Source organism: Spirulina subsalsa PCC 9445 (assembly GCF_000314005.1).
GTDB classification, from domain to species: Bacteria; Cyanobacteriota; Cyanobacteriia; order Cyanobacteriales; family Spirulinaceae; genus Spirulina_A; species Spirulina_A subsalsa.
The window spans coordinates 1,085,515-1,110,517 of record NZ_JH980292.1 but is presented as its reverse complement, the minus strand read 5'-3'; the positions used below and the strand labels follow the sequence as shown (position 1 = coordinate 1,110,517).

The 25,003-nt window shown below is 48.7% G+C and carries 23 protein-coding genes; 13 read left to right on the top strand and 10 right to left on the bottom strand.

The genetic code is table 11. The features are described 5' to 3' along the window. Nucleotides 1-27: 27 nt before the first annotated feature. The 3 genes from SPI9445_RS0105310 to SPI9445_RS29125 are packed head-to-tail and all read right to left on the bottom strand — an operon-like array spanning nt 28 to nt 2,905. Nucleotides 28-345: an HTH domain-containing protein gene (locus SPI9445_RS0105310; protein ID WP_017303697.1), complete on the bottom strand. Its 318-nt coding sequence runs from the start codon at nt 343-345 to the stop codon at nt 28-30. A gap of 47 nt (nt 346-392) precedes the next feature. Continuing rightward, on the bottom strand, nt 393-2,237 hold the full coding sequence (locus SPI9445_RS0105305) for a peptidoglycan D,D-transpeptidase FtsI family protein (protein ID WP_017303696.1): 1,845 nt from the start codon (nt 2,235-2,237) through the stop codon (nt 393-395). A gap of 2 nt (nt 2,238-2,239) precedes the next feature. After that, nucleotides 2,240-2,905 (bottom strand): hypothetical protein, encoded by a 666-nt coding sequence (locus SPI9445_RS29125; protein WP_017303695.1) that lies wholly within the window; start codon nt 2,903-2,905, stop codon nt 2,240-2,242. Nucleotides 2,906-2,951: 46 nt separating this feature from the next. Between SPI9445_RS29125 and SPI9445_RS0105295 the strand changes: the two genes are divergently transcribed. Next, nucleotides 2,952-3,617, top strand: a complete 666-nt coding sequence (locus SPI9445_RS0105295) for a glutathione S-transferase family protein (RefSeq protein ID WP_017303694.1) — start codon at nt 2,952-2,954, stop codon at nt 3,615-3,617. Between the two features lie 163 nt (nt 3,618-3,780). On the opposite strand, the gene SPI9445_RS0105290 is transcribed toward SPI9445_RS0105295, so the two are convergent. Together SPI9445_RS0105290 and SPI9445_RS0105285 are read right to left on the bottom strand one after the other, a co-directional pair. Continuing rightward, a complete protein-coding gene (locus tag SPI9445_RS0105290; protein WP_017303693.1) occupies nt 3,781-4,107 on the bottom strand; it encodes a hypothetical protein in 327 nt (108 codons plus the stop codon). 157 nt (nt 4,108-4,264) lie between these two features. Continuing rightward, entirely contained in the window at nt 4,265-5,251 is a 987-nt protein-coding gene (locus SPI9445_RS0105285; RefSeq protein ID WP_017303692.1) for an NAD(P)H-dependent glycerol-3-phosphate dehydrogenase, read from the bottom strand. A 248-nt stretch (nt 5,252-5,499) separates the two neighbouring features. Here SPI9445_RS0105285 and SPI9445_RS0105280 point away from each other — a divergent pair, with 248 nt between their 5' ends. Beyond that, nucleotides 5,500-5,691: a hypothetical protein gene (locus SPI9445_RS0105280; protein WP_017303691.1), complete on the top strand. Its 192-nt coding sequence runs from the start codon at nt 5,500-5,502 to the stop codon at nt 5,689-5,691. A 3-nt stretch (nt 5,692-5,694) separates the two neighbouring features. Here SPI9445_RS0105280 and SPI9445_RS27345 read toward each other — a convergent pair whose 3' ends face one another. Then, nucleotides 5,695-7,734 (bottom strand): protein kinase family protein, encoded by a 2,040-nt coding sequence (locus tag SPI9445_RS27345; protein WP_017303690.1) that lies wholly within the window; start codon nt 7,732-7,734, stop codon nt 5,695-5,697. A gap of 237 nt (nt 7,735-7,971) precedes the next feature. Between SPI9445_RS27345 and ruvB the strand changes: the two genes are divergently transcribed. Then, entirely contained in the window at nt 7,972-9,069 is a 1,098-nt protein-coding gene (gene ruvB, locus SPI9445_RS0105270) for a Holliday junction branch migration DNA helicase RuvB (RefSeq protein WP_017303689.1), read from the top strand. Here the strand turns inward: ruvB and SPI9445_RS0105265 are convergent. Beyond that, complete coding sequence (locus SPI9445_RS0105265; RefSeq protein ID WP_017303688.1) at nt 9,066-10,286, bottom strand: acetate kinase; 1,221 nt, start codon at nt 10,284-10,286, stop codon at nt 9,066-9,068. The two genes, ruvB and SPI9445_RS0105265, sit on opposite strands and share 4 nt — an antisense overlap. A 161-nt stretch (nt 10,287-10,447) precedes the next feature. On the opposite strand from SPI9445_RS0105265, the gene SPI9445_RS0105260 reads away from it, so the two are divergent. The 5 genes from SPI9445_RS0105260 to SPI9445_RS0105240 all read left to right on the top strand — a co-directional run bounded on the left by SPI9445_RS0105260 (nt 10,448) and on the right by SPI9445_RS0105240 (nt 16,893). Then, complete coding sequence (locus tag SPI9445_RS0105260) at nt 10,448-10,645, top strand: heavy-metal-associated domain-containing protein (RefSeq protein ID WP_017303687.1); 198 nt, start codon at nt 10,448-10,450, stop codon at nt 10,643-10,645. A 345-nt stretch (nt 10,646-10,990) separates the two neighbouring features. Beyond that, on the top strand, nt 10,991-11,266 hold the full coding sequence (locus tag SPI9445_RS0105255) for an HU family DNA-binding protein (protein WP_017303686.1): 276 nt from the start codon (nt 10,991-10,993) through the stop codon (nt 11,264-11,266). Between the two features lie 127 nt (nt 11,267-11,393). Beyond that, on the top strand, nt 11,394-12,842 hold the full coding sequence (locus tag SPI9445_RS0105250) for a YcjF family protein (RefSeq protein WP_017303685.1): 1,449 nt from the start codon (nt 11,394-11,396) through the stop codon (nt 12,840-12,842). 58 nt (nt 12,843-12,900) lie between these two features. After that, nucleotides 12,901-15,162, top strand: coding sequence for a zinc metalloprotease HtpX (locus SPI9445_RS0105245; protein ID WP_017303684.1), 2,262 nt, complete (start codon nt 12,901-12,903; stop codon nt 15,160-15,162). 618 nt (nt 15,163-15,780) lie between these two features. After that, entirely contained in the window at nt 15,781-16,893 is a 1,113-nt protein-coding gene (locus SPI9445_RS0105240) for a tetratricopeptide repeat protein (RefSeq protein ID WP_017303683.1), read from the top strand. A gap of 148 nt (nt 16,894-17,041) precedes the next feature. Here the strand turns inward: SPI9445_RS0105240 and SPI9445_RS24425 are convergent, their stop codons facing one another. Both SPI9445_RS24425 and SPI9445_RS30335 read right to left on the bottom strand, forming a co-directional pair. Further along, nucleotides 17,042-18,151, bottom strand: coding sequence for an Rpn family recombination-promoting nuclease/putative transposase (locus SPI9445_RS24425; RefSeq protein ID WP_017303682.1), 1,110 nt, complete (start codon nt 18,149-18,151; stop codon nt 17,042-17,044). Then, nucleotides 18,138-18,296 (bottom strand): hypothetical protein, encoded by a 159-nt coding sequence (locus tag SPI9445_RS30335; RefSeq protein ID WP_017303681.1) that lies wholly within the window; start codon nt 18,294-18,296, stop codon nt 18,138-18,140. Before SPI9445_RS30335 ends, SPI9445_RS24425 begins: the two co-directional genes overlap by 14 nt. Before the next feature lie 84 nt (nt 18,297-18,380). Between SPI9445_RS30335 and SPI9445_RS0105225 the strand changes: the two genes are divergently transcribed. Together SPI9445_RS0105225 and SPI9445_RS0105220 are read left to right on the top strand one after the other, a co-directional pair. Continuing rightward, nucleotides 18,381-20,072 (top strand): alpha-keto acid decarboxylase family protein, encoded by a 1,692-nt coding sequence (locus SPI9445_RS0105225; RefSeq protein WP_017303680.1) that lies wholly within the window; start codon nt 18,381-18,383, stop codon nt 20,070-20,072. Nucleotides 20,073-20,204: 132 nt separating this feature from the next. After that, the gene (locus tag SPI9445_RS0105220) at nt 20,205-21,596 is read left to right on the top strand and encodes an IctB family putative bicarbonate transporter (protein ID WP_033374222.1); all 1,392 of its coding nucleotides are present in this window, start codon (nt 20,205-20,207) and stop codon (nt 21,594-21,596) included. Between the two features lie 154 nt (nt 21,597-21,750). Here the strand turns inward: SPI9445_RS0105220 and tnpA are convergent, their stop codons facing one another. Further along, the gene (tnpA, locus tag SPI9445_RS0105215) at nt 21,751-22,170 is read right to left on the bottom strand and encodes an IS200/IS605 family transposase (RefSeq protein ID WP_017303678.1); all 420 of its coding nucleotides are present in this window, start codon (nt 22,168-22,170) and stop codon (nt 21,751-21,753) included. A gap of 64 nt (nt 22,171-22,234) precedes the next feature. Between tnpA and SPI9445_RS0105210 the strand changes: the two genes are divergently transcribed. From SPI9445_RS0105210 to SPI9445_RS28205, 3 genes are read left to right on the top strand one after another with little or no spacing between them, the layout of a single operon-like run. After that, the gene (locus SPI9445_RS0105210) at nt 22,235-23,437 is read left to right on the top strand and encodes an RNA-guided endonuclease InsQ/TnpB family protein (protein WP_017303677.1); all 1,203 of its coding nucleotides are present in this window, start codon (nt 22,235-22,237) and stop codon (nt 23,435-23,437) included. 52 nt (nt 23,438-23,489) lie between these two features. Beyond that, nucleotides 23,490-23,810 carry a HAMP domain-containing protein gene (locus SPI9445_RS24420; RefSeq protein WP_017303676.1) on the top strand — a complete coding sequence of 107 codons (321 nt, stop codon included), beginning with the start codon at nt 23,490-23,492 and terminating at the stop codon, nt 23,808-23,810. A gap of 21 nt (nt 23,811-23,831) precedes the next feature. Beyond that, entirely contained in the window at nt 23,832-24,980 is a 1,149-nt protein-coding gene (locus tag SPI9445_RS28205; protein ID WP_017303675.1) for an adenylate/guanylate cyclase domain-containing protein, read from the top strand. Nucleotides 24,981-25,003 lie beyond the last annotated feature (23 nt).

The following is a 25,003-nucleotide window of genomic DNA, read 5'->3' as shown; positions in this document are numbered from 1 at the left end:
TCCCGACTCCCGACTCCCGACTCCCACCTACAATAACTTAGCGGTGCGTCGGAGTCTGCCCGTTTTAGCGATCGCCGTCCGCTCATCCAATTGGATGGGATAGCCCCCCTCAATCAAAGCGTGGAGTTTTTGGGAAATCGTTTGGGGATTCTGACCCAACTGAGCGGCTAATTCCTCATAGGTAGTTTCCCCCATACTCTCCAACAAATCAATCAGTTGTAACGCACTTTGGGCGACAGCCCCCAACAAGGGAAATAACTCCTCTTGGGTCTTTTGAGGTAGACTGCGAAACTCCATCAAACGCGGAGTAATGTCAACTAAAGTCTTGCGAGTTTTCTTATTCATCAGTCCGAGAAATTATTAACAATTAATTAGGGCTTAATATCCCCTGATCACTGACTCGGGGGAATGCCTTCAATGGCAATTAACGCCTCCGTTACAGAACGGACCACCGGACCGGCCACCGTAGACCCAAAAGCATTATCTCCCTTGGGTTCATCCAATACCGCCAAAACAACATACTTAGGGTCTTCTACAGGCAAAGAAGCAATGAAGCTAACAATTTTGAGATCACTATAATATCCCCCGGCCGGACTCGCCTTCTGAGCCGTTCCCGATTTACCCCCGATACGATAATTGGGAATTTGTACCGTCGCCCCCGCAGAGGAATTAATCGTGTCCTCCATCTTGCGCATCACAATTTCCGTAGTTTCTTGGGAGAAAATGCGCTCAGTTTTGGGAGTTGGCAGGCGCTTAATCACATTCCCTTCCCCATCAATCATGGCATTGACCACATGGGGAGTGACTAACTTCCCACCATTGGCTAAAGCCGCATGGAGTTGTACTAATTTTAGGGGCGTGAGAGAAAAACCTTGACCAAAAGAGCTAGTAGCGGCCTCCACAGGAGAAGCAAAAAACTGTTGCGGGCTTTTCAGTTGTCCGGCTGATTCTCCGGGTAACTCAATACCCATCCTTTGATTCATTTTGAGGTTTTGCAGTGCTTCATAATAATCTTGAACTCTCATTTTACGAACAAGGTTCACCATTGCCACATTACTGGAATAGATCAAGGTTTGACTTAAATTAAGTCGTCCCCGGCCTCCCCGTCGTTCAAAGTCATGATTCCGGATTTCCCAGCGCTCAATTTGAACCCGGCCGGGATCTGCCAGAATAGCGTTTTCGTCGATTACCCCTTTGTCGAGGGCGATCGCAATATTAATCGGCTTAAACGTCGATCCCGGTTCATACAAATCCGTAACCGTCCAATTTCTAAACAGATTGATATTGTATTTTGAATACTCATTCGGATCAAAAGTGGGTTCACAAACCAGGGCCAAGATAGAGCCATCATGGACATCCATCACAATCACCGCCCCCCGCTTGGCCTGATAGTTGGCAATCTGTTGTTTCAAAATCGAACGCGCCACCCGTTGCAAGCGCATATCAAGAGTTAACTGCAACCGTTGATCATCAAAATTCATAAACCCTTCCGGGATATGATCCGGCATCAACGCCCCATTCCCCGCCCGATTCAACCGCAGGGTGCGCACATTTCGTTCTAATAGATCCTGCTGGGTAAATTCCAGCCCAGACTGTCCCTTATGGTCAACATCCACATACCCCACAATCTCCGCCGCCAATTCCTGCTGGGGGTATAAACGGGAATACTGCCGAATTAACTCCAAACCATCCAAACCCAAAGCCGCCACTTGATCCGCCCGTTCTTCCGGCAAACGATGAGCAATCGGAATCCCACTGGCTCGCCGTTGGAAAGCCTCTAATAACCGCCCTGAGTCCCGTTCCAAAATAGGGGCCAAACGAGCGGCAATCTCTTCCGGGGGGATTTTAAACAACTTAGGATGGGCGAACAACTTATAAACTAAACGGTCAGTTGCCAATACATTCCCATGACGGTCTACAATAGGTCGTCGCGGCACATAGGGGCGCATATAGACCATCTGTTGCTGCTGGGCTTTTTCCATAAATTTATCGCCCTGCACAATCTGCAACTGATAGAGATTAAAAGCTAAGGCCGCACTCCCGGCCAACAATGCACCCCACACCAGAAACAGGCGACTCCAAAGTAAACGGCCTGTTTTACGATGACGACCCACCCCACCCCCTTTCCCTTGTTTTTTCGGCCGTCCGGGGCGGCTTGTGGGCGACTGTTCAGGCAAAGAAGACGGTGGGGAGGGTTTGGTTTTGGGGCGCAAAACAGTGACTTTGGATCCGGCCATTACTAATATCCCAGGGGGGTTACAAAAGTGGTTTCATTGTCCCGGGTGGTGGGAACAGGTTCAGAGGTAAAAGGACTCTCCATCGACCGTTCTAGGAAGATGGTATTATCAGGACTCGGGGCGACCATACCCGTTTCAGGACGGTTAGCCTGTTGGGCTAACTGGTTTTTGAGGATTTCATCAGCCACAGTCAAGTTGCGTTGAGCGCGTTGGAGGTTTTCCAGTCGGCGGTAGTCCCGACTCCACTGTTGCTGAATATACACGGTGGAGGAATAGACAATCAAAACCGCCGTAATCAGGCAAAAGGCCATAATCGAGGAACCGTGTTGAATACCCAGTAAAACCCGTAACCACAGGGGCAGTTTCGGACGGGGGTTAATGGGTCTTAGGGGAGTGGGACGGGGCATTTCCCGCCGTTGTGACCCCGGATGAGGGGGTTGGGAACCCTTGGGGGTGGGATAAGATTGGAGGGGGGAGGGATTCACTCTCAGAGCCGGACGTTTGGGGAATTGAGCAACATTGTTGGGGGGTGGAGGAGTGGGAGATCCTTTCCAAGCCGGATGACGAGCCACTTTGCCGCTCCCGTTGCGGGGAGGAGTAGGGGGATTCGATCCTTTACGAGTTCTGGCCGATCGGGCTGTACGAATGGGACGGGGAGAAGCTGTCATAATACCACTTTAGAAAATCCGTTGAAGTTTTATCTTACTCATTACCATGCTCCTGCTCCAGTTTAGTACGTCTCATTATTGTCGCAAAGTCCGTTTAGCTTTGGGGTATAAAAAAATTGCCTTTGCGGTGGAAAACTTGACTCCGGGGGCGCATTGGCTACGGGTTAAGCCTTTGACGGGACTGAGTACGGTTCCGGTTTTATTGCCCCAACAAGCCGGAGAACCGGAGGCGATCGCAGACTCTACCGCTATTTTTCATTATCTAGAGCAAATTTGTCCAGAACCTTCTTGGCAATGTGGCGATCGCACCCTACAAACTCAAGTCGATTTACTAGAAGACTGGCTCGATGAAAGCATTGGCACCGCCACCCGTTTCGTTTACTATCATTTTCGCGCCGGAGCCGGAAAAAACATTGATCCCTCCCTCTCCAGTCAGATGGTGATTCAGGTCGTGCGCTGGCAATATGGCATCACCGAAGCCGCCGTTAAACAGGCTCAATTACGTTTAGAACAAGGGATGGTGATTTTAAGTCAATGGCAAGATCAGCCTTATCTCGTCGGCCATCAATTAACCCTAGCTGATTTAACCGCCGCCGCCCTCTTGAGTCCCTTAGCCTTAATCCCAGAATATCGTCAGTCTTACCCCTGGTTATTCAGCCGCATTGAGGAGATTCATCACCACTGCGGAGAACCCCTACCCCCCGGTCTATAATTCGGGCTTGCTGAATAAGTCGGCTCGTGGGAATAGGGAATAGGGAGTTGATTAGTATTACCTATTACCTCTCTCCCTCTCCCCCGCTCCCCTCTTGTAACGAGAAGACCCAAGGCTTAACTCCTAACCCACAGAAGATAAGAAAATACTGCCCGACATTCGGTTAATCTAACTCTTCCGTCGAAAGATGAGGTTGACGGGGAGTTGACCCCTTCGCTAAAGATGCCGCACGGATGGGGCGGTATTCCTTCGGAGGTAATACCGGGGGACGAGCTAGAGCCGGTTTCGGTTGGGTCGGAACAGGAGGCGCGCCAATCATTTGCAGATATTCAATTAATTTCTGGGAACGCTCCCATTCGGAGTTCCCTTGGGCGGCTTCAAGGGCGCGGCGTAGGGCATCGGCTAGGGGTTCAACGCCTACCACCTCTAGGAATTCTGAGAAGTCAATGCTGGGGGTGGGGGCCAGATTTAAAGGGTTCGGTTCGTTCATAGTTGGGAGTCAGAAAATTTAGAGTTGGGCAAGGTGGAAAAGGAGCAAAGGTCTTCTGCTGTTGATTGCTGAGGCCGTCCGATGACTGGCTTTGACACTCCTAGACCTCAAGGCGTGGGCATTCTTCGTTCAAAGTAGAGGGTCAGAACCCGGAGTCTCAAAAGTCGAGATCCTCAAATTCAGCTTTAAGATCCCGTGCCATCAGTGCTTGTACGGCTTGTTGGGGGGTAATTTTCCCGTTGATGAGGCGATACACCTGATTAGAAATAGGGACAGCTATATCTTCTTGTTTCGCCAGTTGGATTAAAACATTCGTCGTGTTCACCCCTTCGGCGGTGCCTTCGAGGTGTTCTAGTATATCCTCTAGGGTGCGGTCTTGGGCAAGACCATAGCCTACTTGATAGTTGCGGGAAAGGGGACTGTCACAGGTGGCTAATAAGTCGCCCAAACCGGATAGACCAAAAAAAGTTTCTGGGTCGGCTCCGAGGTGGGTTCCGACGCGAATCATTTCAGGGAGGGCGCGAGTGAGTAGGGCGGCCTTGGCGTTGGTGCCGAGTTTTAAGCCATCACACACTCCCGATGCGATCGCCATGACATTTTTCAGGGTGCCGCCTAACTCGGTTCCCAAGGGATCTGTATTCACATAAACCCGAAAGGTGTCACAGGAAAATAGCACTTGTACCGTTTCGGCCGCTACCACATTCTGGCTGGCGACGACTGTCGCGGCCGGGAGGTCTTGCATAATTTCTTTAGAGAGATTCGGCCCCGATAACACCACCACAGGATGATCCGGAAAAGCTTCTTGCCAAATCTGAGAGGGGGTTTTTTGAGTGAGGGGATCTAGTCCTTTGGTGGCCGTGACAAAAATCACCTCTTTGGGGATGGAGAGGCTTTGCAGTTGTTCAACGATACTCCGCACCCCTTTCATGGAAACAGCCGAGAGAATCACATCAGCCCCTTCTATCACCTCCCCAAGGGTTTTCGCACTGCGACGGGACCAGAGGCGAACCTGATGACCACTGCGTTGAGCAACATGGGCTAAAGCCGTACCCCAAGCGCCCGCCCCAATGGTGCTGAGGTGGATGGGTTGGGAGACAGGGGCGACATTCTGATTGACTTGTGGCGCGGATCCGGCCGATGGCATAGCAGAAGTCGGAAGATTGGTCATGATTTCTCTTCAGGTTAGGTGCAAATCATCTGAACCTCCCCGTTGGAGGGGGTTCGGCTTAGGATGTGCTGTTGAAAGCTTATCCTTTGTTCTATGTTATCGCTATTCTGGGTGATCCGAAATTCGGATCACCGGGTCTAACCGTTGTCCTCTGACCAAACTCATCCGGATCACAGCAGAAGCCCCCGTAAAGAGGACTATAAGCCCTTAGGAGATTTACGGTTATGTTTACTGCTCTGATGCTCTCTAGTCTGTTGAATGGTTATTCCTTGCCTACCCCTAATCTAGGTCAGGGCATGGAAAACTTGAATGCTTCCCCCACTCTCACCGAATCGGTGGAAGTATCCTATGATAAAAGCCGTTCTCGTCGCCGTCGTGGGACGGGACGACGGGAAATGTTGTGGTTTCAGAACTGAACTCTAGGGCGTGGGACTGCCTAATTGCTCTAGTTGGTATTTGGCATCTTCATAACATCCTAAACGCCCCACATCTAGACAACGCTGGGCTGAATCTTGAAAGTCGGCGATCGCCTTTTCTCGCTCTCCTAGGGTCAGGTATACCATACCCCGGTCATAGTAGGCCACGACATGATCGGGGTTTAACTCTAGGGCGGTGGTAAAGTCGGCGATCGCACCCCGTTGATCCCCTAAATCCCGTCGTACCAGTCCCCGGTTATAGTAGGGATCGGGGTCATCGGGATCTAACTCAATAGCAATGTTATAATCCTTCAGCGCCCCTAATAAATCTCCCGTGCGGCGATAGACTAGGCCTCGATTTTGATAGGCGAGGGGATGGGTTGGTCGGAGATTAATCGCTTGATTACAGTCTAAAATCGCCCCTTCGTGGTCATCTAAATTAGACCGGGTGAGGCAACGATTTAAATAGGCGGCGGCCAAGGTAGGATCTAAGGCAATAGCTTGATTATAGTCGGCTAGGGCTTGGGGTTCGTTGCCCTGATCGGCATGAACTAGCCCCCGATTCACATAGACTTTCGCCATATTGGGATTCTGTTCTAAGGCGGCATTATAGTCTGCAATGGCACCGGGGCGATCGCCGATTAAATATCGTAAATTCCCCCGTTGATAATAGGCTTCATCTAGTTTTCCCCCTAACTGAATCGCCGTCGTTAAATCATCAATGGCTCGTTGATTTTGTCCAAGGGTGCGATGCACCATCGCCCTTTGATAGTGAGCTTCTGCCGAATCAGGATGTTGGTCAATCACTCGGTTATAAGTGGCGATCGCCCCTTGATAATCTCCCTTTAATACTTGTTCTCGGGCTTGTTGTAAGGACTGACCCCGTAAGACCCGTTGCGGCACTCCCAAGGCCACGAATAAGCCCACCAAGACCCCAACTCCCAACAGAGCAACTCCCACCCATTTCAGGGGGAACCTGGGGGTCCAGGAGGCTTCTGGGGTCGTATCAGAAGACGTTTGAACTGGATGGCTCGGCGTAGGAAGGGGGGGGGTTGGCAAGGCAGAGGCCCCATTTTTATGGACTACCGATTCCCTCTCTGATTCCTTCTTCTCTGACTCCTTCACGGCGACTGAAGTAGCTGTTATCACTGGAACAGAACCATTTACCCCCTCCTCCTGATGCCCATTCGACACTAGCGCCCCTTGTGCGGTTTCCCACTGTTGCAAATCGACTAATACATCCGTTGCGCTTTGATACCGTTGCTGGTAGTCAGGATGCACCATTTTTTTCAAAATTGCCAGTAAGCGGGGATGGATTTTGAGGTTCGTTTCCCAACTGCCCTCTTCGGGTTTTTTTTCGGCCGCCGGGTCAAACTGGGTTAAATCTTCGGCAGAATAGCCCGTGAGGGATTGAATCCCAATCATGCCTAGGGCGTAGAGATCACTATTAAACTGGGCTTTCCCGATGGCTTGTTCTGGGGGGATATAGACCGTCGTAGCATGGGGGGGTTTGTCCATTTCTTCCCCCTGACTGCGGAGGATTTGGGTGCTAATTTCGCGAAAAATGCCAAACCCTGTAATCACAATATGATCATCAGACTGACGATGAATCAAGTTAGAGGGTTTAATGCCCCGATGAATAATTTCTCGATTGTGAATAAAAGTTAAGACTTCTAACACCTCAACCAGCAATTCCACCACTCGTTCTTCTGAGAAGGGATGACCGGGTATAATATCTTGACTAAGCGATCGCCCAGTAATAAACTCCTCCACCAGATAAAAACTCTGATTTTCAGAAAAATAGTCCACGATTTTGGGAATTTGAGGATGATTCCCCAATGCTTTGAGGGCTTCTGCCTTTTTCTCAAAAATTGCTAAACTCACTTCTACGGCTTTAGTAGGCTGACTCGGTAAGCGCAATTGTTTCACCACACACCGAGGATAACCCGATTGTTGCGTATCACCCACTAAAACCGTTTGTCCCATAGCTTCGGAGCCAAGGGATTGAATAAATTGATACCGTTGATTGAGGAGTTGCCCCATGCCCCTTATCGGTGATGCCCGCTACTAGATTCTATCTGTTTAACATTATGGCAAAACCCAAGATGATTGACTTCCCTCTTTTTCAGATTCTCGTGACTTCCTCCCGACGCTGACCCCAAGGGGTACAGGGTGGGCTTCCCCCGATCACTTTTAGCAGACCCTAGCGAACCAATGTTGTAGGGTGCTTTGTGGGAACTCTTCCACTACAATGGGAACCGACCTCCCGTGATTAGAGCTATGGCTATCAAGCGATCGCCCGATCAAAATGATCCCGCCGCCCAGAAGACCCCCAAAGCCTCCAAACGACGGCAAAAACCGGCTGTTGAACCCCTCACGGAAGACGAAAACCTGCTTCTAGCCACCGCAGGCCTTGATGAAATTACCAATCCAGAAGATAGTATCCGCCCCCATCGTCTAGATGACTATATCGGTCAAAAAGACCTCAAGGAGGTGCTAAAAATCGCCATTGCGGCCGCTAAATCCCGAGGGGAAGCCATGGATCATATTCTCCTCTACGGCCCCCCCGGATTAGGCAAAACCACCATGTCCCTGATCCTCGCGTCAGAAATGGGGGTAAACTGCAAAATTACCGCCGCCCCTGCCTTAGAACGGCCCCGAGATATTACGGGGATTCTGATTAACCTCAAACCGGGGGATATTCTCTTTATTGACGAGATCCACCGTCTCAACCGCATGACGGAAGAATTGCTTTATCCGGCTATGGAAGACTGTCGCCTAGATATTACCATTGGCAAAGGGCAAACCGCACGAACTCGCAGCATTCCCTTACCCCCCTTTACTCTGATTGGGGCGACCACTAAAGTCGGGTCTTTAACCTCTCCGTTGCGCGATCGCTTTGGTCTAATCCAACGGCTACGATTCTACGAACTCGACGAACTCACCCTCATTGTCCAACGCACTGCTGATTTACTCAAAACCCAAATTACCCCAGAAGGAGCCCAAGAAATCGCCCGTCGCGCCCGAGGCACCCCCCGCATTGCCAACCGTTTACTCCGTCGCGTGCGGGATTATGCCCAAGTCAAAGAAATGGAAACAGTAGATCAGGCTATTGCGGCCGAAGCCCTAGAATTGTTCAATGTAGACCCCTGCGGTCTTGATTGGACGGATCGTTTAGTCTTAGGCACCATTATTGAACAATTTCGCGGCGGTCCGGTGGGCTTAGAAGCTGTAGCCGCCGCCACGGGGGAGGACTCCAAAACCATAGAAGAAGTCTACGAACCTTATTTATTACAAATTGGTTTCCTGAACCGCACCACAAGGGGCAGAATCGCCACAGAGGCCGCCTATGAACATCTCGGTCTGAACTGGACTTAACTTGATGCTTGATGTGCTAAGTGCCAACAATCTTGGGCGATCGCCCAATCTTCCTCGGTTTGTACAATCACCACTCCCACCGCAGAATCTGGCCTAGCGATGTCACAGTTCATCGGAGAGCGCCCATTCTCTTCGATATCTAGCCTTAAACCCAAAAACTCAAAACCTTGACAAACGTCTGCCCTTACAGAGGCCGAGTTTTCCCCCACCCCCCCCATAAACACCAAAGCATCCAGCCCTCCCAAAGCTCCCAACATAGAACCAATGGCCATTTTCAGGCGCAAAATATACATTTCCCGCGCTAACTTAGCCTGTTCGTTCCCCTCCTGAATGGCCTTTTCTAGCCAACGCATATCCCCCGATACTCCAGTAATTCCCTTTAAGCCAGATTCTTTATTTAACAAGCTATTCATCTCCTCACCCGTCATGGCCGATTCTCGCGCCCAGTGGATGAGAATGGCCGGATCGATGGAACCACTGCGAGTCCCCATCATCACGCCTTCTAGGGGGGTAAAACCCATTGTTGTGTTAATGCTTACGCCCCTATCTACAGCCGCAAGGGAACAGCCATTCCCGAGGTGACAGGTGATTAACTTTAATTGGCTCAACGGTTTGCCTAAAATCTCGGCGGCTTTTTGGCTACAGTACCCGTGACTAATGCCATGAAAACCATAGCGGCGAATCCCTTCTTGATAGTAGCGGTAAGGAATGGGATAAACGGCCGCGGCTGCGGGCATTTGGCTATGAAAAGCGGTGTCGAAAACGGCGACTTGAGGTAAATCCCCTAAAATCTGCTCAATGGCTTCGATGCCTTGTAAATTGGCGGGATTATGGGCGGGGGCTAAGGCAGAGAGTTCTTGAATCTTGGCTTTGACGGGGGGGGTGATTAAGGTGGCCTGGGAATATTCGGCTCCCCCGTGGACGACTCGATGTCCGGCGATCGCAATTTCCCCTAAATTTTCTAAAACCTTGGTTCTTCCTGTGGTGAGGGTGTTTAACATTCGCTTAATCCCCTCCTGTCGAGAAATCCTGCCGAGAGGGATTTGTTCAACCACACCCTGGGCCTGAATTTTCATCTGGGCGTTATCCTCTCCCATCCAGTCAATGGTACCTTTCCAGAGAGGTTGAGGCGGCCCTGGGGGCAAATTCTCCCCGCTGAGATCATATAAACAACTTTTTTGGGAACTAGACCCCGCGTTGAAGACTAAAATTTTCATGCTCATCTTTGCCCGTTCTATCCTCTCCTGTATCATGGTCGCCTCTTGAGGATCACTGGAAAAATCTAGCGGATATTTTTAGAATTGCCGGGTCATAACTCTCACGACTTAGGGCTTAATATGGTAATGTTTAATTATTTTAAAACTGAAACTAGGGCTTTATGAATGTTCAACTCACGGTTCCAGGAATGATGTGTGATGGTTGTGTTAACAGCATTACCAGTGAGATTAAAACCCATGATCCTAATGCCAAAGTTGAGGCAAATTTAGATCGTAAATTGCTAACCATTGAAACGGCAAAAATGGCAGAACCCGAGCTAAAAGCCATCATTACAGCAGCCGGGTATGAGGTAACTTAGCTAGCCCAGTCCGAAGCGCCGCGCTGTACCACAGGCCAGCATCGGGATGAAAGTCAAGCGGGCTTGGAGGGGTCGGGCTGATTCAGCAAGCTCTAGCGAAGACTCTGTGAACGGAGAATCTCCCGCTAACGCTCCCCGTATAGCGGGATGAGCGTCAAGCAACGCCCATTGACTATAACTGAAATTTATCAATTTGGGGGAGAATTCCCGGGTTTTCCCTATGAGCGACGGGGTTTTAAGGCTTTTCCGTTGCAAATTGTTAAGAACTGCCCAAGAATTGAGTGCGATTACGCCAAGTTCAAGCTAGTCTAGTCCCTATGTTCCCCTACTAATCTTGATTTTTCGATGAATAAAGAACAGTTAGTCAACGCGATCGCCGCACAAACCACCACAACCAAAAAAGAAGCAGATATTATCCTCTCCGCAACCTTGGAAACCATTATGGAAGCCGTTGCGACGGGGGACAAAGTGACGCTGGTCGGTTTTGGTAGTTTTGAGGCTCGCAATCGTAACGCTCGCACCGGGAGAAATCCTCAAACTGGAGAGCCAATTACTATTCCCGCTACTCGTGTTCCCGCTTTTTCTGCGGGTAAACTGTTTAAGGAAAAAGTGGCTGGGTAGTTATTCAGCACGCCCTAATTAATTATCAATTGTCAATTCCCCCATACCCCACACCTTACGAATCAGTGATGTTTCCCCTCTTCCCTTAAAATATTAAGGATGGATCTGGGCAAAGGATAGTAAAAAAATGGCGGTTAAATTACGGAAACCTGTTTTGGTCGGAGGCATTACCCTTTCTTTTGGATTGTGGTTATGGTGGACGATTCAAGACTCCCTCGCGGAAGTGGGAGAGGGGGGAATGCTTTTTTTAACGGCATTGGGTGGGGGGTTGTGGTGGCTTCAGCGTCGCCGGAAAGAGGTACAACTTCCTGAGTCGCCCCTTGTGCCGTTAAGTCTAGAACAGGTGCAAAGTGCGATCGCCCAAACCCAAAAACAATTACAGACACTACAAACCGAAGCCCCCCATCAGGATTACTCGGCCTTCTCCCAAGCCCTCGCCGCATTACCCCAAACCTTAGAACGCCAAACTTTAAACCTGGCCATCACTGGACTGGCAAAAGTGGGCAAAACTAGCCTCTTTAATCACCTCAGCGCCTCCCTACAACGGCCGGGGATACAGTGGCAGGAAATCCCCCTCCCTTCCTTGGGGGAAACTGAACTAGAAACCCATCTCGCCCCCTTACAGTCGGTGGACTTGCTGCTGTGGTTGATTACGGGAGATTTAACCGAGAGTCAAAACCAAGCCTTACGCTACCTGAACGCCAACCATCACCGCACCCTGATTTTATTCAATAAACAAGACCAGTATTGCACCGCAGATCGCACCCTGATTTTAGGACAAGTGCGCCAACATCTTGGGGGACTGCTCCCAGAGCAAGATATTATGGCCATCGCCGCCGCCCCCAGTGCCGTCAAAGTGCGCAAACACCAACCGGACGGAAGTATTGAGGAATCATGGGAAGCCCAAACCCCCAGCTTAAACGTCCTCCATGAGCGTTTAGGGGAGATTTTGAGCGAAACCCCTCAAGCACTGGTTTGGGCGACCACATGGCGGGAAAATCAGGGCTTACAGGGCAGGATTAAAGACCAATTGAACCAAGTTCGACGCGATCGCGCCCTTCCCATTCTAGAACAATACCAATGGGTCGCCGCCGCCACCGCCTTTGCTAACCCTGTCCCCGCCCTCGATATCCTCGCCACCGCCGCCATTAACGCTCAATTACTCCTAGATTTAGGGGCAATCTATCAGCAAAAACTCTCCCTCAACCAAGCCCAAACCGCCGCCGCTACCCTCGGCAGCCTAATGATGAAATTAGGTTTAGTGGAACTTTCCACCCAAACCATTGCAGGTTTCCTCAAAACCAATGCCATTACTTATATGGCGGGGGGAGTAGTCCAAGGCATCAGCGCCGCCTACCTCACTCGTTTAGCTGGACTGAGTTTGATTGAATATTTCCAAACTCAAGACCCAGACGTAGAAGCCAATCGGGGGTTTAATCCCCAGCGTCTAGGTCAAACCCTACAACGGATTTTTGAACAAAATCAACGGGGGGCTGTCTTACAAAAGTTTGTGCAACAGGCCATCAGCCGCTTAACAGGAGAGAATGCAGCGGTAATCACCCATCCCCAAAATTGAGGTGGATTTTTCTCTCACCGTCGAGTTATCTTGGGCAAAGAGTGGGAGCAGAGTAACCATGACATCAATTCCTGAACCAAGTTTAAGGGCGGGTACTGAGGCTTTTCGGGAGGGGAACTATCAGGAGGCGATCGCCCATTTGGAGGCCGTCTGTGCTGTAGAGTTAGATCCAACCATCCTCAACAGCGCCCAACAAGCCTTAATTGTCGCCTATTGTAAGACGGAACGACCGGCCGAGGCGATCGCCCTTTGTAAACAACTCGCCCAAACTCCAGACCTCTATCCTTGGGCAGCCAAAACCCTAGCCGACCTGACCCAGCGTTATCGTAAAGCCAACGCCGCCAACTTTGTCCCCCCCGACGAGCAAACCGCCCAACCGAGCGCCTCCAGTCCCCCGACTGACTCCAGTTCCCCACCCCAGCGCCCCCTACCCGTCGCCTATCAAGCCCCACCGGAAGCGGCCCCCTCGGTTTATGTTTCGGGGCGAACTTGGCGCAATGGGGAACGAGCTAAACGCTGGAAGAAACTCAAAAGCCCTCGACAATGGAAGTTTTGGCTACGTCAAGCCCTCACCTTAGCCCTGTTATTCTGGTTAGTGAATACCAGCCTAATCTGGACGATGGGGGCAATCAATGAGGTTTTATGGCGTTTACCCTTGTTCAGACCTCTGGGCTTGTTTTATAGCAATCCTTGGCGGGTGGTTGGTGGGGTGTTCCTTGTGGTCTTTGTTGCCGCCCCTTGGCTCCTGGAATTCTTACTCCAACGTCTTTATAAACTTGAACCCCTGCCCTTACACCGTCTGGCCGCCCAATACCCTGAAACCGCCAAAGTCTTCCAACGGTTAACCCGTCATTATCAAGTTCCCGCCCCAAAACTTGCCCTGCTGCCCACAGGTGCGCCCGTTGCCCTAACTTACGGTCACTGGCGGGCCACCGCTTGTATTGTGGTGAGTGATGCCCTGTTAGAACAGTTAGAAGATGACGAATTAGCCGCCCTCTTGGCTGCCCAGTTTCGCCCCATTATCAGCCGCGAGGGTTTTCTAATGTCCGGCGCGATCGCCTTTTTACAACTTCCCTTTACCCTCTACTGGCTGATCGCCCAACAGGGGGAACAAGGGAGAGAAAACCCCTCCCGTCACTATCCCCGTTTTGTCTCCCCTCTCTTACAGGGGGTCTGTACAGTGGGGACTACGGTTTTCTATAGTTTCTATTGGTTGTGGCGTGTTCCCCTGCTTTATGTTTCCCGTCAGCGTCAATATTATAGCGATCGCTTTGCCGCCCAATTCACAGGCAACCCGAACGCCCTCAGTCGTGCGTTACTCAAAATGACCATCGGCATCGCCCGACACATTGAACAACGGCAATTTACCACCGCCCTCTTAGAGAGTTTTGATCTCCTCATGCCCGTCAGTCACCGTCAAGCCCTGACCTTGGGGAGTTTGCCCGATACCACCCCCTTTAGTGATGTATTGCGCTGGGACTGTACCAACCCTTACCGCCACTGGCTCGCCCTCGTCAACTCCCACCCCTTATTAGGCGATCGCCTTTATCTACTCAACCGCTACGCCAACCACTGGAAACTCCAGCCAGAGGTTGATCTCCCCACCCTCATCCCCCCCCCAAAAACCCTCAAAGATCATTGGCTCAAACTGAAAAACAGTTATACCGCCTTACCCATCCTGCAAAGTGCCATCCTCTCCGGCCTCGGTTTTGGGTTATGCGCCCGCCTGATTTTAGCCGCCATTGGTCTACTCAGTGACCTCCTCAGTCCTTGGGTGCGCTTTCCCCTCTGGCGTTTAATTTGGTTCTATAACGCTCAACCTGTATTAATTAACGCCTGTATTCTCGCCGCCTTTAGTCTGAGTTTAATTATCTGGATTAACGGCTACTTCCCCGATATTCGGATTTCCCCCTCTCGGGAAGATCCCCGGTTAGAGGACTTAATCCGTCCCTCCCACTCTGTCCCCCCCAAAAGTTACCCTGTGCGCTTAAAAGGGCAATTAATGGGGCGGCAAGGGCTACAGAATCAACTGTTACAAGACCTGATGCTAAAAACCGATAGCGGTTCGATTAAACTCCATTTTTTCTCTAAGTTCGGCCCCCTCGGCAACCTGTTCCCCCTTGCCCCCCATCCCAGTCAGTTTATCGGTCGAACGGTGACGGTTTGCGGCTGGTTCCGTCGGGGCAGTACCCCCTGGATTGATGTAGATACCATTCGCACTTCGTCAGGACAACAAACCCAAAGCGGTTATCCCGTCTGGGTGACGATTTTAGCCCTTCTCTCTGCGATGGGAGCCGCTTATTTTATTTGGCAAGCGTGACCTATTCCCAACCTTAATCCATTCAGCTTTTGGTTTTCTTGTCTAGGCAAGAGGCAATCATTCTTAATTCCCCCTCTACCCCCTGTTCCCCCTTCCTTTGGGCAGAAATGTAAAGAAATATTGCCAAATTGCAAAATATCTGTTACATTTATTTACATAAGAAATACAGCGTTTCGGATTTTGCCTAAACCTCTGGCTCAGTCGGGTATGCGTAAACTCTGTCAAACATTTGTATCTCAATATCTCCTCCCAATACAGCAAGCTCAAAGCCAAGTCGTGAAAACGGCTTGCTTTTTCTGTGTATGTATGTAGGACTTACTGAATAAGTCTGCTCGTGGGGTTAGGGAATGGGGAACAGGGAACAGGGGAAGTCGAAAAAAGGCAAGACTTTTTGATGATTTATCCCTAAAACCTTGCACTTTCTCGCTCCTAAACCGCTAAAAGCCTTATTCACAGTGCTTAGAGGGATATTCAGCAGGCCTTATGTACAGGTAAGCTTTGAACTTTTTGGGAGTTGGAGGAGTCCAATGAATTGGTTCTGATCTTGTCAAATTAACCAAGGGTGATAGTATTTTAAGAATTATTAACCCTCACACTTGAATCCAACTGAGTAGAGTTATGAAAGGATTATTACTCCGACCAACAACCCGCCCTCTTTTATGGAGTCTGCTGTTAGCAGGCTGTGCGGTTAGCCTGTTTTCTCGCCCCGTTTATAGTGAAGTACAGGTCGCCCAAACGGCCTCTAGAACCCAACAACTCAATGACTTTTTGCGTCGCGGTCGGGAATTGGTGGATTCGGGAGATTATGCTAATGCGATCGCCGTTTATCAGCAAGCGATGCAGCTTGATGGTAACAATGCGCGAATTTTCTCGGGGATTGGCTACCTACAGGCCCGCCAACAGAATTACAGCGCCGCCGCCGAAGCTTACCGCCGCGCCATTGCTCTAGAAGCCAATAACGCTGATTTTCACTATGCTCTTGGCTATAGTTTGGCGAAAATGGGGGATTATACCAGTGCGGCCACATCCTACCAGCGCGCGATTCAACTCGACTCCAATCACAAAGAGAGTTATTTAGGATTAGCTGTCGTTCAACTGCGCAATGGGAATTATGAGGGAGCCATTCAAACCTATGAACAAATCATTGCCAAAGACCCCAATAATAGCGCCGATATTTACGGTTTAGTGGGAACTGTGTTAGTGGAACGGAGACAACTCGATAAAGCGATTGATCTCTTAGAACGAGCCGCTCAACAATTCCCCAGTAATGTTCAATTACGTTTACCCCTTGCCGTTGCCTTTTTAGAACAAGGCAATTATGAGCGAGGGATGGCCGTTCTGGAGAGCATTATAGAACTGGATCCCCGCAACGCTATAGTTCATCTCCAAATCGGCAAGATCCGCGCTGCCCAAGGCAATATCGAGGGGGCAGAAGAGGCCTATCGTCGGGCTTCAATCTTGGATCCCCAGTCGGCAGATGTTCAGATGGCTGTAGCGGATTTTTGGCTGGAGCAAGGTCAGTTATTAATGGCCAGTACAGCTTATCGACGAGTGACTGAGTTAACCCCCAATGATCCCGAGGCCCATTTTAAACTGGGGTCGGTTTTGCGCGATCGCCGACGTTCTGCTGATGCCCGGGAAGCCCTAGAAACAGCCCGCAGACTCTACCAAGCCCAAAATAATCGTCAAGGGGTGGCCAAGGTAGATGAATTATTGAGTCAGTTTCGTTAGCTAGGGTCTGTCGAATAACACGCCTACGCACTTACCCAACAAGGGAACAGGGGGGTCGGGAAAATCCGGTTGTGTCCAAAATTGGGGAACAGGTCATAGGGAAGGGGAAGCCCCCGTTGTACCCCTTGCGGTCAGCGTCGGCAGAAGGTCAGCTGGGTTGTTCTCCTTCCTCTTCTATCACATCCCCTTGAGTTAATTGATCCTCTACCCACTCCATTAACTCTAACTCTGTGATAAAGTCCCAGGCCACCTCAGCTAGATTTTCTAACTGCTCACTGGATAACTGCTTAATTTGACCCTGTAACTCTTTGGAAATCTCCCCAAAACGGCGCTTGAGGGAACGTAAAACAATGGCAAACTGTCCCGCTAGCATTCCCTGTTGTTTACCCTGTTCAATCCCTTGTTGTTTACCCTGTTCAATGCCTTCTTGTAACCCCTGCAAACGACCCTGTTTTATCCCTTCTTGAATGCCCGCTTGTTTGCCCTGTTTAATGCCTTCTTGAATACCCGCTTGTTTGCCTTGTTCAATCCCTTCTTGTAGACCTTGAGAATGGCCTAAAGAAAGGGAGTCTCGCTGGTCAACAATAAAGAGGCGTTGTTGTTGTAAAATGTCAAATTCTTCATGGGTTAAGCTGGCAGTATCGGCACAGGCAAAGGCTTCATTTAAGGCGGGAATCCCTTGAAAATTGGCAGGAATGGCTTGTAAAGTTCCCGCTTGTTTTAAAAAGTAGAGCCATTGGTCTGTGACGCTGGTTAATTGCTCAACGGTTTTCTGGAATTTAGGCAGTTCAATAAAGACTAAACCGAGTTCATTGTTAGGATAGTCAAACCCTTGTTCAACTTCTTTGAGGGCGAAACGGGAGACAATATTAGGCTGTTGGTCGAACATTTGAAAGTCCGTGATGGTCAGGGTCATCAAGGGCTTAATTTCTAAGGGAACATCGGTTTTATTCAGTTGTAGGGCGTAGGTTTTGGCGGCATTGAATAAAACCCGCTTGCTGAGGGTGGGTAAACTCAGCACTTGAATTTCAATTAAACAGGTGGTGTCTCCGTTTAGTTTGGCGTTGACCCGAAGGGGTGGGGCAGGGATACGGGGATTTAATGCAGTCCAGTCCAGGACTTCTGGGGTGATTTCTTCTATAACGGGGTTGCCTTCGTAAAGGACTGCATTGAGGAAACTGAGCAGGACTTCGGGATGCTCTGTGGAACCAAAGATTTTTTTAAAGCCGAAATCGGTCGTAGGATCAATGAACTTCATAGGGGTCAAAATCAAACCGTTTGGGGTTAACCGTTTCCGTGGGCGCGATCGCACAATCAAGCGCATCGACTGACAAACTGGATTTAATACTAGCACCCTGTCCCCCCCTCCATTCACGCTGTCTCTCTTGATCTTCTAACTGCATAGAAATGTACTTTAAGCAACAGTTATTAACAAAATGTCACGTTAAAGTGAGAGCTATAGCTTCAACTCACAAGGAATCTCACTGATGGTCATGACTCCCTCCGCTCTTAACCTGCAAGGCTCCCGCCTTAAGACCACCACGATTGGTCAGTATTTAGTGGAACAACTCGAAGCCCTTGGCCTAGAGCATATTTTCGGGGTACCGGGGGATTATGTCCTCAAGTTTATGGATTTACTGTTAGACAGTTCTCTGGAGTTGGTGGGAACTTGTAATGAACTCAATGCAGGGTATGCGGCCGATGCCTACGCCCGTTTAAAAGGCGTGGGGGCGGTTTGTGTGACCTATGGGGTGGGGGGCTTAAGTTTAGTGAATGCGATCGCCGGAGCCTATGCCGAACAAGTCCCCCTGATTGTGATTAGTGGCGCCCCCCCCACCACAGCCCATCAAAACCTGTGGAATCCCCTCCTGCTGCACCACACGACGGGAGATTATAACCTTCAGCAGTCGGTGTTAGAAAAGGTCACGGTGGCGGCCGTCACGTTAACGCCAGATCAAGCGACCCAGCAAATTGATCAAACCTTGGCCGCTTGTCTCCGTTATAAGCGCCCGGTTTATATTGAGATTCCCGCCGATTTAGTCGCCTATCCCTGCACCATTCCGGCACAAAAGCCCCTTGTGGTGCGCCCCAGTAGTGATGAACAGGCCTTGCGGGAAGCGGTGGAAGAAGCGGTGATGCTGTTAGAAAAGGCGAAATATCCGGTTATTCTGGCGGGGGTGGAACTCCATCGCTATGGCATCCAAGGGAAATTAGTGGAGTTAGTGGAAAAAACGGGTTATCCGATTGCTTCGACATTGTTGGGTAAGTCGAGTATTACGGAAATGCACCCCCAATTTATTGGTAATTATGTAGGGGCGCTGAGTCGGGATTATGTGCGCGATCGCGTTGAACAAGCCGATTGTATTCTCTGTTTAGGGGCGATCCTCTCTGATACTAATTTAGGGGGCTATACCGCCCAACTGGATCGGGGGAAATTAATCAATGCTAACTTGCAACGGGTACAAATTAAGCATCATTACTATTCGCCCATTTACTTGGGGGATTTTATCGACTGTTTAACAGAAACCTTAACCCCTCGTTCCCCGGAAGCCCTAGATATCCAGCCAACTTCTACCCTCTTAGCGGATCCCTTTGTGGTGCAATCGGAAGCCCCCCTCACCAATGCCCGATTCTACCAACGGATGAATCACTTTATGGGGGAACAGAATATTGCGATCGCCGAAACCGGAGATGCAATTATTGCCTGTATTGACCTCCCCATCCGTCAGGATGCCAAATTCATCGGCCAGGCCTTTTATATGTCTATTGGCTATTCTCTCCCCGCTTGTTTAGGTGCGGGTCTAGCCCAACCGGATCATCGGATTTTGTTATTTATTGGCGATGGTTCCTTTCAGATGACCTGTCAGGAACTCTCCACCATTATCCGTCACGGGTTAAATCCGATTGTGTTTTTGATTAATAACGACGGCTACACCATTGAACGGATGATTCATGATGGCGCTTACAATGATCTTCAGCCTTGGAAATATCACAAAATGCCGGAAATTTTCGGGGAGAGTTGGAGTTGTGAAGTCCACAGTGAGGGGGATTTAGAGGAAGCCCTTGCTACGGCCCAATTGTTGCGCGATCGCCTCTGTTTCATTGAAATCCACCTCGATCGGTTTGATTGTTGTGAGCGCTTAGTTAATTTAACCCGTCAGTTGGGGTCTGGAGTTTAACTCAAACCTATTGACAATCCCGGGTCTAAAGGCGAGGGGAGTATTAACGAATGTTAGCGGTGGGAGTAGTCAACGAGCGGACTAATCCCCTCTATAATGAAACGAAACCGTCTTTCGATTGAAACTTCCCCCATGAATTCTGTGTGGCAACGCTTCACCTTGTCTGATTTGCCCCTCTCCCAATGGCGGGGGGGGAGTTACTTGTACCGCCTTGTGGGTTTCTTAAGTGCTTGGCGGGAGGGCAGTTGGTTCTTACAATGGGCGAATCCCCTCGGTGCCGTCATTTTGTGCGCTATTGTTCTCATTGCCCCCTTTACCAATTCCTCCAATCCAACGGGAGTATTACTCATCGCGGCCGGGGGCTATTGGCTGATGTTAACCCTCTCAGACCGCCTGAAAACGGGGTCTACACCCATTCATCTGGCCGTGGGGGTGTATTGGTGCATTGCGGTCATTGCAACAGCCTTTTCTGACGTGAAAAGTGCGGCCTTTTCAGGATTAATTAAACTGACCCTGTTTTTGTTTATGTTTCTCTTGGGGGCGCAGGTGTTGCGATCGCCTCGTCTCCGGAATTGGGTCGTGGCCGTGTATCTCCACGTCTCCCTCCTCGTCAGCGCCTACGGGATTCGTCAACAATATAAGGGGGTGGAACAATTAGCCACTTGGAACGATCCCACCTCCCTCCTCGCCCATGAAACCCGGGTTTATAGCTTCTTGGGCAATCCTAACTTGTTAGCGGGGTATTTAATCACCGCGATCGCCCTCAGCATAGCCGCCTTATTTGTTTGGCGAGGATATCTCCCCAAAACCCTCGCGGGGGTAATGCTGGTTATCAATCTCGCTTGTTTATTCTTTACCGACAGTCGCGGGGGGTGGATTGCCGCCCTCGCCCTCCTGATTACTTTCTTCCTCCTCCTGCGCTATTGGTTTGCTGAATATTTACCCACTGTTTGGCGGATGTGGTTAGTGCCGATGCTATTTGGGGGCATGACAGGGGCAATTCTCTTAGGCATTACCTTAGTGGAACCGTTGCGTTTACGGGTGATGAGTATTTTTGCCGGACGAGAAGACAGTAGCAACAACTTCCGGATCAACGTCTGGGAGGCCGTGTTTCGTATGATTGGGGATCATCCCATCATCGGCATTGGTCCGGGCAATGATGCCTTTAAGCAAGTCTATCCTCTCTATGCCCGTTCCGGCTATGGCGACGCTTTGGGGGCCTATTCCATCTTTTTAGAAACCCTCGTTGAGGTGGGGTGGGTAGGTTTTGCCCTGTTTTTATGGTTTGGGCTGATTACTTTTAATCTCGGTTTACAACAACTCGCCCGTTTACGCCAGACTAAAGAGGTACAAGCCTTTTGGTTAATGGCTGCGATCGCCGCTTGTGCCGGAATGTTAGTTCATGGTCTGTTTGACACCGTTTGGTATCGTCCCCCCATCAATACCCTATGGTGGCTCATGGTCGCCTTAATTGCTAGCTTTTTTGCCTCAGGACAGCCCTCTAATTCCGCCCCAGTCGAATGAACCTTGATCAGGACTAGGCAACTTCAGAAAATGCCCCTACCATAGGATATCCCTTACCTAAAATGTCGGCTTGTTCGTGAAACGTTGCGCAGCAAAGGCTCTCGGTTTTACCGATGAGATGAAAAGCCGACCAATATAAGACAGCGAAGCACAACTAATATTCAGGGGAATCCTGATTCTCGACATATTTTTTAAGTTGGTCTATTGTGACACCACCAAAACTAGCTACAAAATAAGCCCCGGTCCATAATACTCGTTTGTCTTTCCCATAAATCTTTTTCAGGTAGTCAGAGTAATTATCCCACATACGTTTGCTAGAAGTAGATTTTAGATTAGCAATTAATCCACTCAGTAACTTATGTGGTGGGTAAGTCAAAAGAATGTGAACGTGGTCAGACTCCCCGTTAAACTCTACGATACTGGCATCCCACTTATCAACAATAGACTTAAAAGCCTCATTTAAGAACTCTAAATGTTCTTTTTTGAATACTTTTCTACGGTATTTATTCACCAAGACTATGTAGACAGTGAGATTAAATGTAGCCCGGCGAGTCTTAAAATAATTAATTTCCATACCCTTGACAGTTAGTGCAGTGAAATGCTATAACTCTAAAATAACACATTGAGAGGTCGGTTCAATGCGGGTCATAGAGTTTAAAGTTAAAGCGACACAAACGCAACAAGTAGCTATCCTAGAAGCTATTAGAACAGGGCAGTTTATTCGGAATAAATGCCTTGGACTTTGGATGGATTCCACTAAAGAAGATAAGGTTAATTATGCTTCTTTGTGTAAATTTGTAACAACTTTGAGTAACAATACAGATACTCCGTTTGTAAGCTATCTAAACTCTACGGCTCGCCAGGCAAGTGCTGAAAGAGCTTGGTTGGCTATATCTCGTTTCTACAGTAACTGTAAAAAAGGGTTAGCTCAAAAAGGCTACCCTAAATTTAAGAAGTTCTCAAGGTCTGTGGAGTACAAAACTTCGGGTTGGAAACTAGCAGAAGATAAAAAATCTATCCACATAACAGATAAAACTGGAATTGGCAAGTTAAAGCTAATTGGCTCTTATAATCGTGAAATTCTAGATAAGTTGCTAATTAAAAGAGTTAGACTTATCAAAAGGGCTGACGGATTCTATTGCCAATTTGTTTTAGACCTTGAAAGAATAGAACCGTTTGATTTTACAGGAAAGGAAGTAGGAATTGATGTTGGATTAAACCATTTTTTAACGGACTCTAATGGAAATAAAATTGATAACCCTCGATTTCTCCGTAAAGCCGAGAAGCGTTTAAAAAAAGCGCAACGTCAGCTATCTAAAAAGAAAAAGGGGAGCAACAAGCGTCAAAAACAAAAGTCAAAAGTAGCCCGTCTTCATTTAAAAGTCTCTAGACAACGTAAAGATTTTGTTGTAAAGACAGCAAAAGCGTTAATCCAATCTAACGATTTGGTAGTCTACGAGGACTTGAAGGTTTGTAATATGCTGAAAAATAGAAAACTTGCTAAGTCTATTAGTGACGCAAGTTGGTCAATGTTCACCGATTGGTTAGACTACTTTGGGAAAATACACGGGAAGTTTGTGATAGCGGTAAACCCACAATATACTAGCCAGCAATGTTCTAGTTGTGGCAATATTGTCAAGAAAACGTTGTCTGTAAGAACACATATTTGTTCTTGTGGTTGTGTTTTGGATAGGGATGAAAACGCCGCTAAAAACCTACTTCAAAAAGCGAATACTGTCGGGCGGACAGAAATTCAAGCCCTTGCTACGCAACGTTTCACGAACGGACAGACTACCCACTGTCTATTAGGTGAAAGCCTTATAGATAAGGTAACTGGATGAACAGGGAATCCCTCGCTTTTAGCGATGGGAGCGTCAATATGCCTTACAATTGATGGTTGTTCCCCTAGGACTGGCGATCGCCCTAGGAGTCTTAACCGCTCAACGCATTACCCGGCCGATTCTGCGCCTCACAGAAGCGTCTCAGGCGATCGCCAATGGTCAACTTGAACAACATATTCCCCCCAGTTCTATCGCTGAATTAAGCATTCTTGACCAATCGTTTAATACAATGGCCGCCCAACTTAATCATACCTTTAATGAACTGAAGTTGCGGGAAAAAGAACGAGAAGATTTAATTACTGCCTATAGTCGTTTTGTCTCTCAAGATCATCTGAGTTTTCTCAATCGCGAGAGCATTACTAAGATTACTTGAGGCGATCATACTGAGCAAAAAATGTCGGTTTTATTCTCTGATATTCGGAACTTTACTCGTCTTTCTGAACAAATGAGTCCCGAGAAAACTTTCCAGTTCATTAATGACTATTTATCCTGGATGAATCCAGCCATTTTGCAAAATAACGGGTTCATTGATAAATATATTGGCGATGGAATTATGGCCTTGTTTGCCCAGAGTCCAGATGATGCCGTTAAAGCTGGAATTGGGCTATTAGAACGGTTAAACCAGTACAATCAACACCGAGTGACCCAGGGTAAATCTGACCTTGAAATTGGCATTGGTATCAATACGGGAGTCCTGATGTTAGGAACTGTAGGCAGTGCCAACCGCATGGAAAACACGGTGATTAGTGATGCTGTTAATTTAGCCTCTCGGATTGAACAACTCACCAAAACCTATGGAATTCCTTTGTTAATTAGCGAGTCTACGTTTAACCAGTTAAAGGAGGGACTCAATTATATTCGAGAAATTGATCATGTTAAAGTTAAGGGTAAATCTCAAGGGGTGACAATTTATGAAGTTTTTGCCGCCGATCCCTTACCCATTCGTGAGCAAAAGCAGCAGACTCTCACCCTTTTTCAACAAGCTATTGAGCAATATCGGCTATTTTCCTTTGAACGAGCAGAGTCGTTATTTAGTGAATGCCTAACCCTGAATCCTTTTGATAAAGTCGCTAAGGTTTATTTGAATCGCTGTCAAGAGAAGTATTACCATTTTAAGGTCAGTATTTTAGAAGAAAGTTTTAGGTTATTGAAGCAGCATTCAGACCAATTCACAGATGTTTTCTATACTTGTCTTTTTGAGAAAATACCAGAATCGAGAGCCATGTTTACTCAAACGGATATGACAAAACAGAAGCAAAAGCTATGGGGTAGTGTTGAGTTAGTCTATGAAAATTTAAGGCGACCCGAATTATTATCCGGTGCCTTAAAAGGTTTGGGGGCGACCCATGTTCAATATGGCATTGAATCTCAACATTATCAACGGGCTGGAGAAGTTTTTTTAGAGACTTGTGCAACCTGCTTAGGAACCGCTTGGACTCCTGATGTCCAAGAAGCTTGGGCGGATGCCTATGCCACCATTCAAGCATTAATGCTCCAAGGAGCAGAAAGTATCAATAACGGGTCTACAGGGAGAGAAAACTAATAGAATCCTAGAACAAGCCATTT

Bases quoted from the DNA above. Each gene is read 5' to 3' on its own strand.
- SPI9445_RS0105310 (WP_017303697.1), bottom strand. From the start codon at position 345: ATGAATAAGAAAACTCGCAAGACTTTAGTTGACATTACTCCGCGTTTG.
- SPI9445_RS0105305 (WP_017303696.1), bottom strand. From the start codon at position 2,237: ATGGCCGGATCCAAAGTCACTGTTTTGCGCCCCAAAACCAAACCCTCC.
- SPI9445_RS29125 (WP_017303695.1), bottom strand. From the start codon at position 2,905: ATGACAGCTTCTCCCCGTCCCATTCGTACAGCCCGATCGGCCAGAACT.
- SPI9445_RS0105295 (WP_017303694.1), top strand. From the start codon at position 2,952: ATGCTCCTGCTCCAGTTTAGTACGTCTCATTATTGTCGCAAAGTCCGT.
- SPI9445_RS0105290 (WP_017303693.1), bottom strand. From the start codon at position 4,107: ATGAACGAACCGAACCCTTTAAATCTGGCCCCCACCCCCAGCATTGAC.
- SPI9445_RS0105285 (WP_017303692.1), bottom strand. From the start codon at position 5,251: ATGCCATCGGCCGGATCCGCGCCACAAGTCAATCAGAATGTCGCCCCT.
- SPI9445_RS0105280 (WP_017303691.1), top strand. From the start codon at position 5,500: ATGTTTACTGCTCTGATGCTCTCTAGTCTGTTGAATGGTTATTCCTTG.
- SPI9445_RS27345 (WP_017303690.1), bottom strand. From the start codon at position 7,734: ATGGGGCAACTCCTCAATCAACGGTATCAATTTATTCAATCCCTTGGC.
- ruvB (WP_017303689.1), top strand. From the start codon at position 7,972: ATGGCTATCAAGCGATCGCCCGATCAAAATGATCCCGCCGCCCAGAAG.
- SPI9445_RS0105265 (WP_017303688.1), bottom strand. From the start codon at position 10,286: ATGAAAATTTTAGTCTTCAACGCGGGGTCTAGTTCCCAAAAAAGTTGT.
- SPI9445_RS0105260 (WP_017303687.1), top strand. From the start codon at position 10,448: ATGAATGTTCAACTCACGGTTCCAGGAATGATGTGTGATGGTTGTGTT.
- SPI9445_RS0105255 (WP_017303686.1), top strand. From the start codon at position 10,991: ATGAATAAAGAACAGTTAGTCAACGCGATCGCCGCACAAACCACCACA.
- SPI9445_RS0105250 (WP_017303685.1), top strand. From the start codon at position 11,394: ATGGCGGTTAAATTACGGAAACCTGTTTTGGTCGGAGGCATTACCCTT.
- SPI9445_RS0105245 (WP_017303684.1), top strand. From the start codon at position 12,901: ATGACATCAATTCCTGAACCAAGTTTAAGGGCGGGTACTGAGGCTTTT.
- SPI9445_RS0105240 (WP_017303683.1), top strand. From the start codon at position 15,781: ATGAAAGGATTATTACTCCGACCAACAACCCGCCCTCTTTTATGGAGT.
- SPI9445_RS24425 (WP_017303682.1), bottom strand. From the start codon at position 18,151: ATGAAGTTCATTGATCCTACGACCGATTTCGGCTTTAAAAAAATCTTT.
- SPI9445_RS30335 (WP_017303681.1), bottom strand. From the start codon at position 18,296: ATGCAGTTAGAAGATCAAGAGAGACAGCGTGAATGGAGGGGGGGACAG.
- SPI9445_RS0105225 (WP_017303680.1), top strand. From the start codon at position 18,381: ATGGTCATGACTCCCTCCGCTCTTAACCTGCAAGGCTCCCGCCTTAAG.
- SPI9445_RS0105220 (WP_033374222.1), top strand. From the start codon at position 20,205: ATGAATTCTGTGTGGCAACGCTTCACCTTGTCTGATTTGCCCCTCTCC.
- tnpA (WP_017303678.1), bottom strand. From the start codon at position 22,170: ATGGAAATTAATTATTTTAAGACTCGCCGGGCTACATTTAATCTCACT.
- SPI9445_RS0105210 (WP_017303677.1), top strand. From the start codon at position 22,235: ATGCGGGTCATAGAGTTTAAAGTTAAAGCGACACAAACGCAACAAGTA.
- SPI9445_RS24420 (WP_017303676.1), top strand. From the start codon at position 23,490: ATGGTTGTTCCCCTAGGACTGGCGATCGCCCTAGGAGTCTTAACCGCT.
- SPI9445_RS28205 (WP_017303675.1), top strand. From the start codon at position 23,832: ATGTCGGTTTTATTCTCTGATATTCGGAACTTTACTCGTCTTTCTGAA.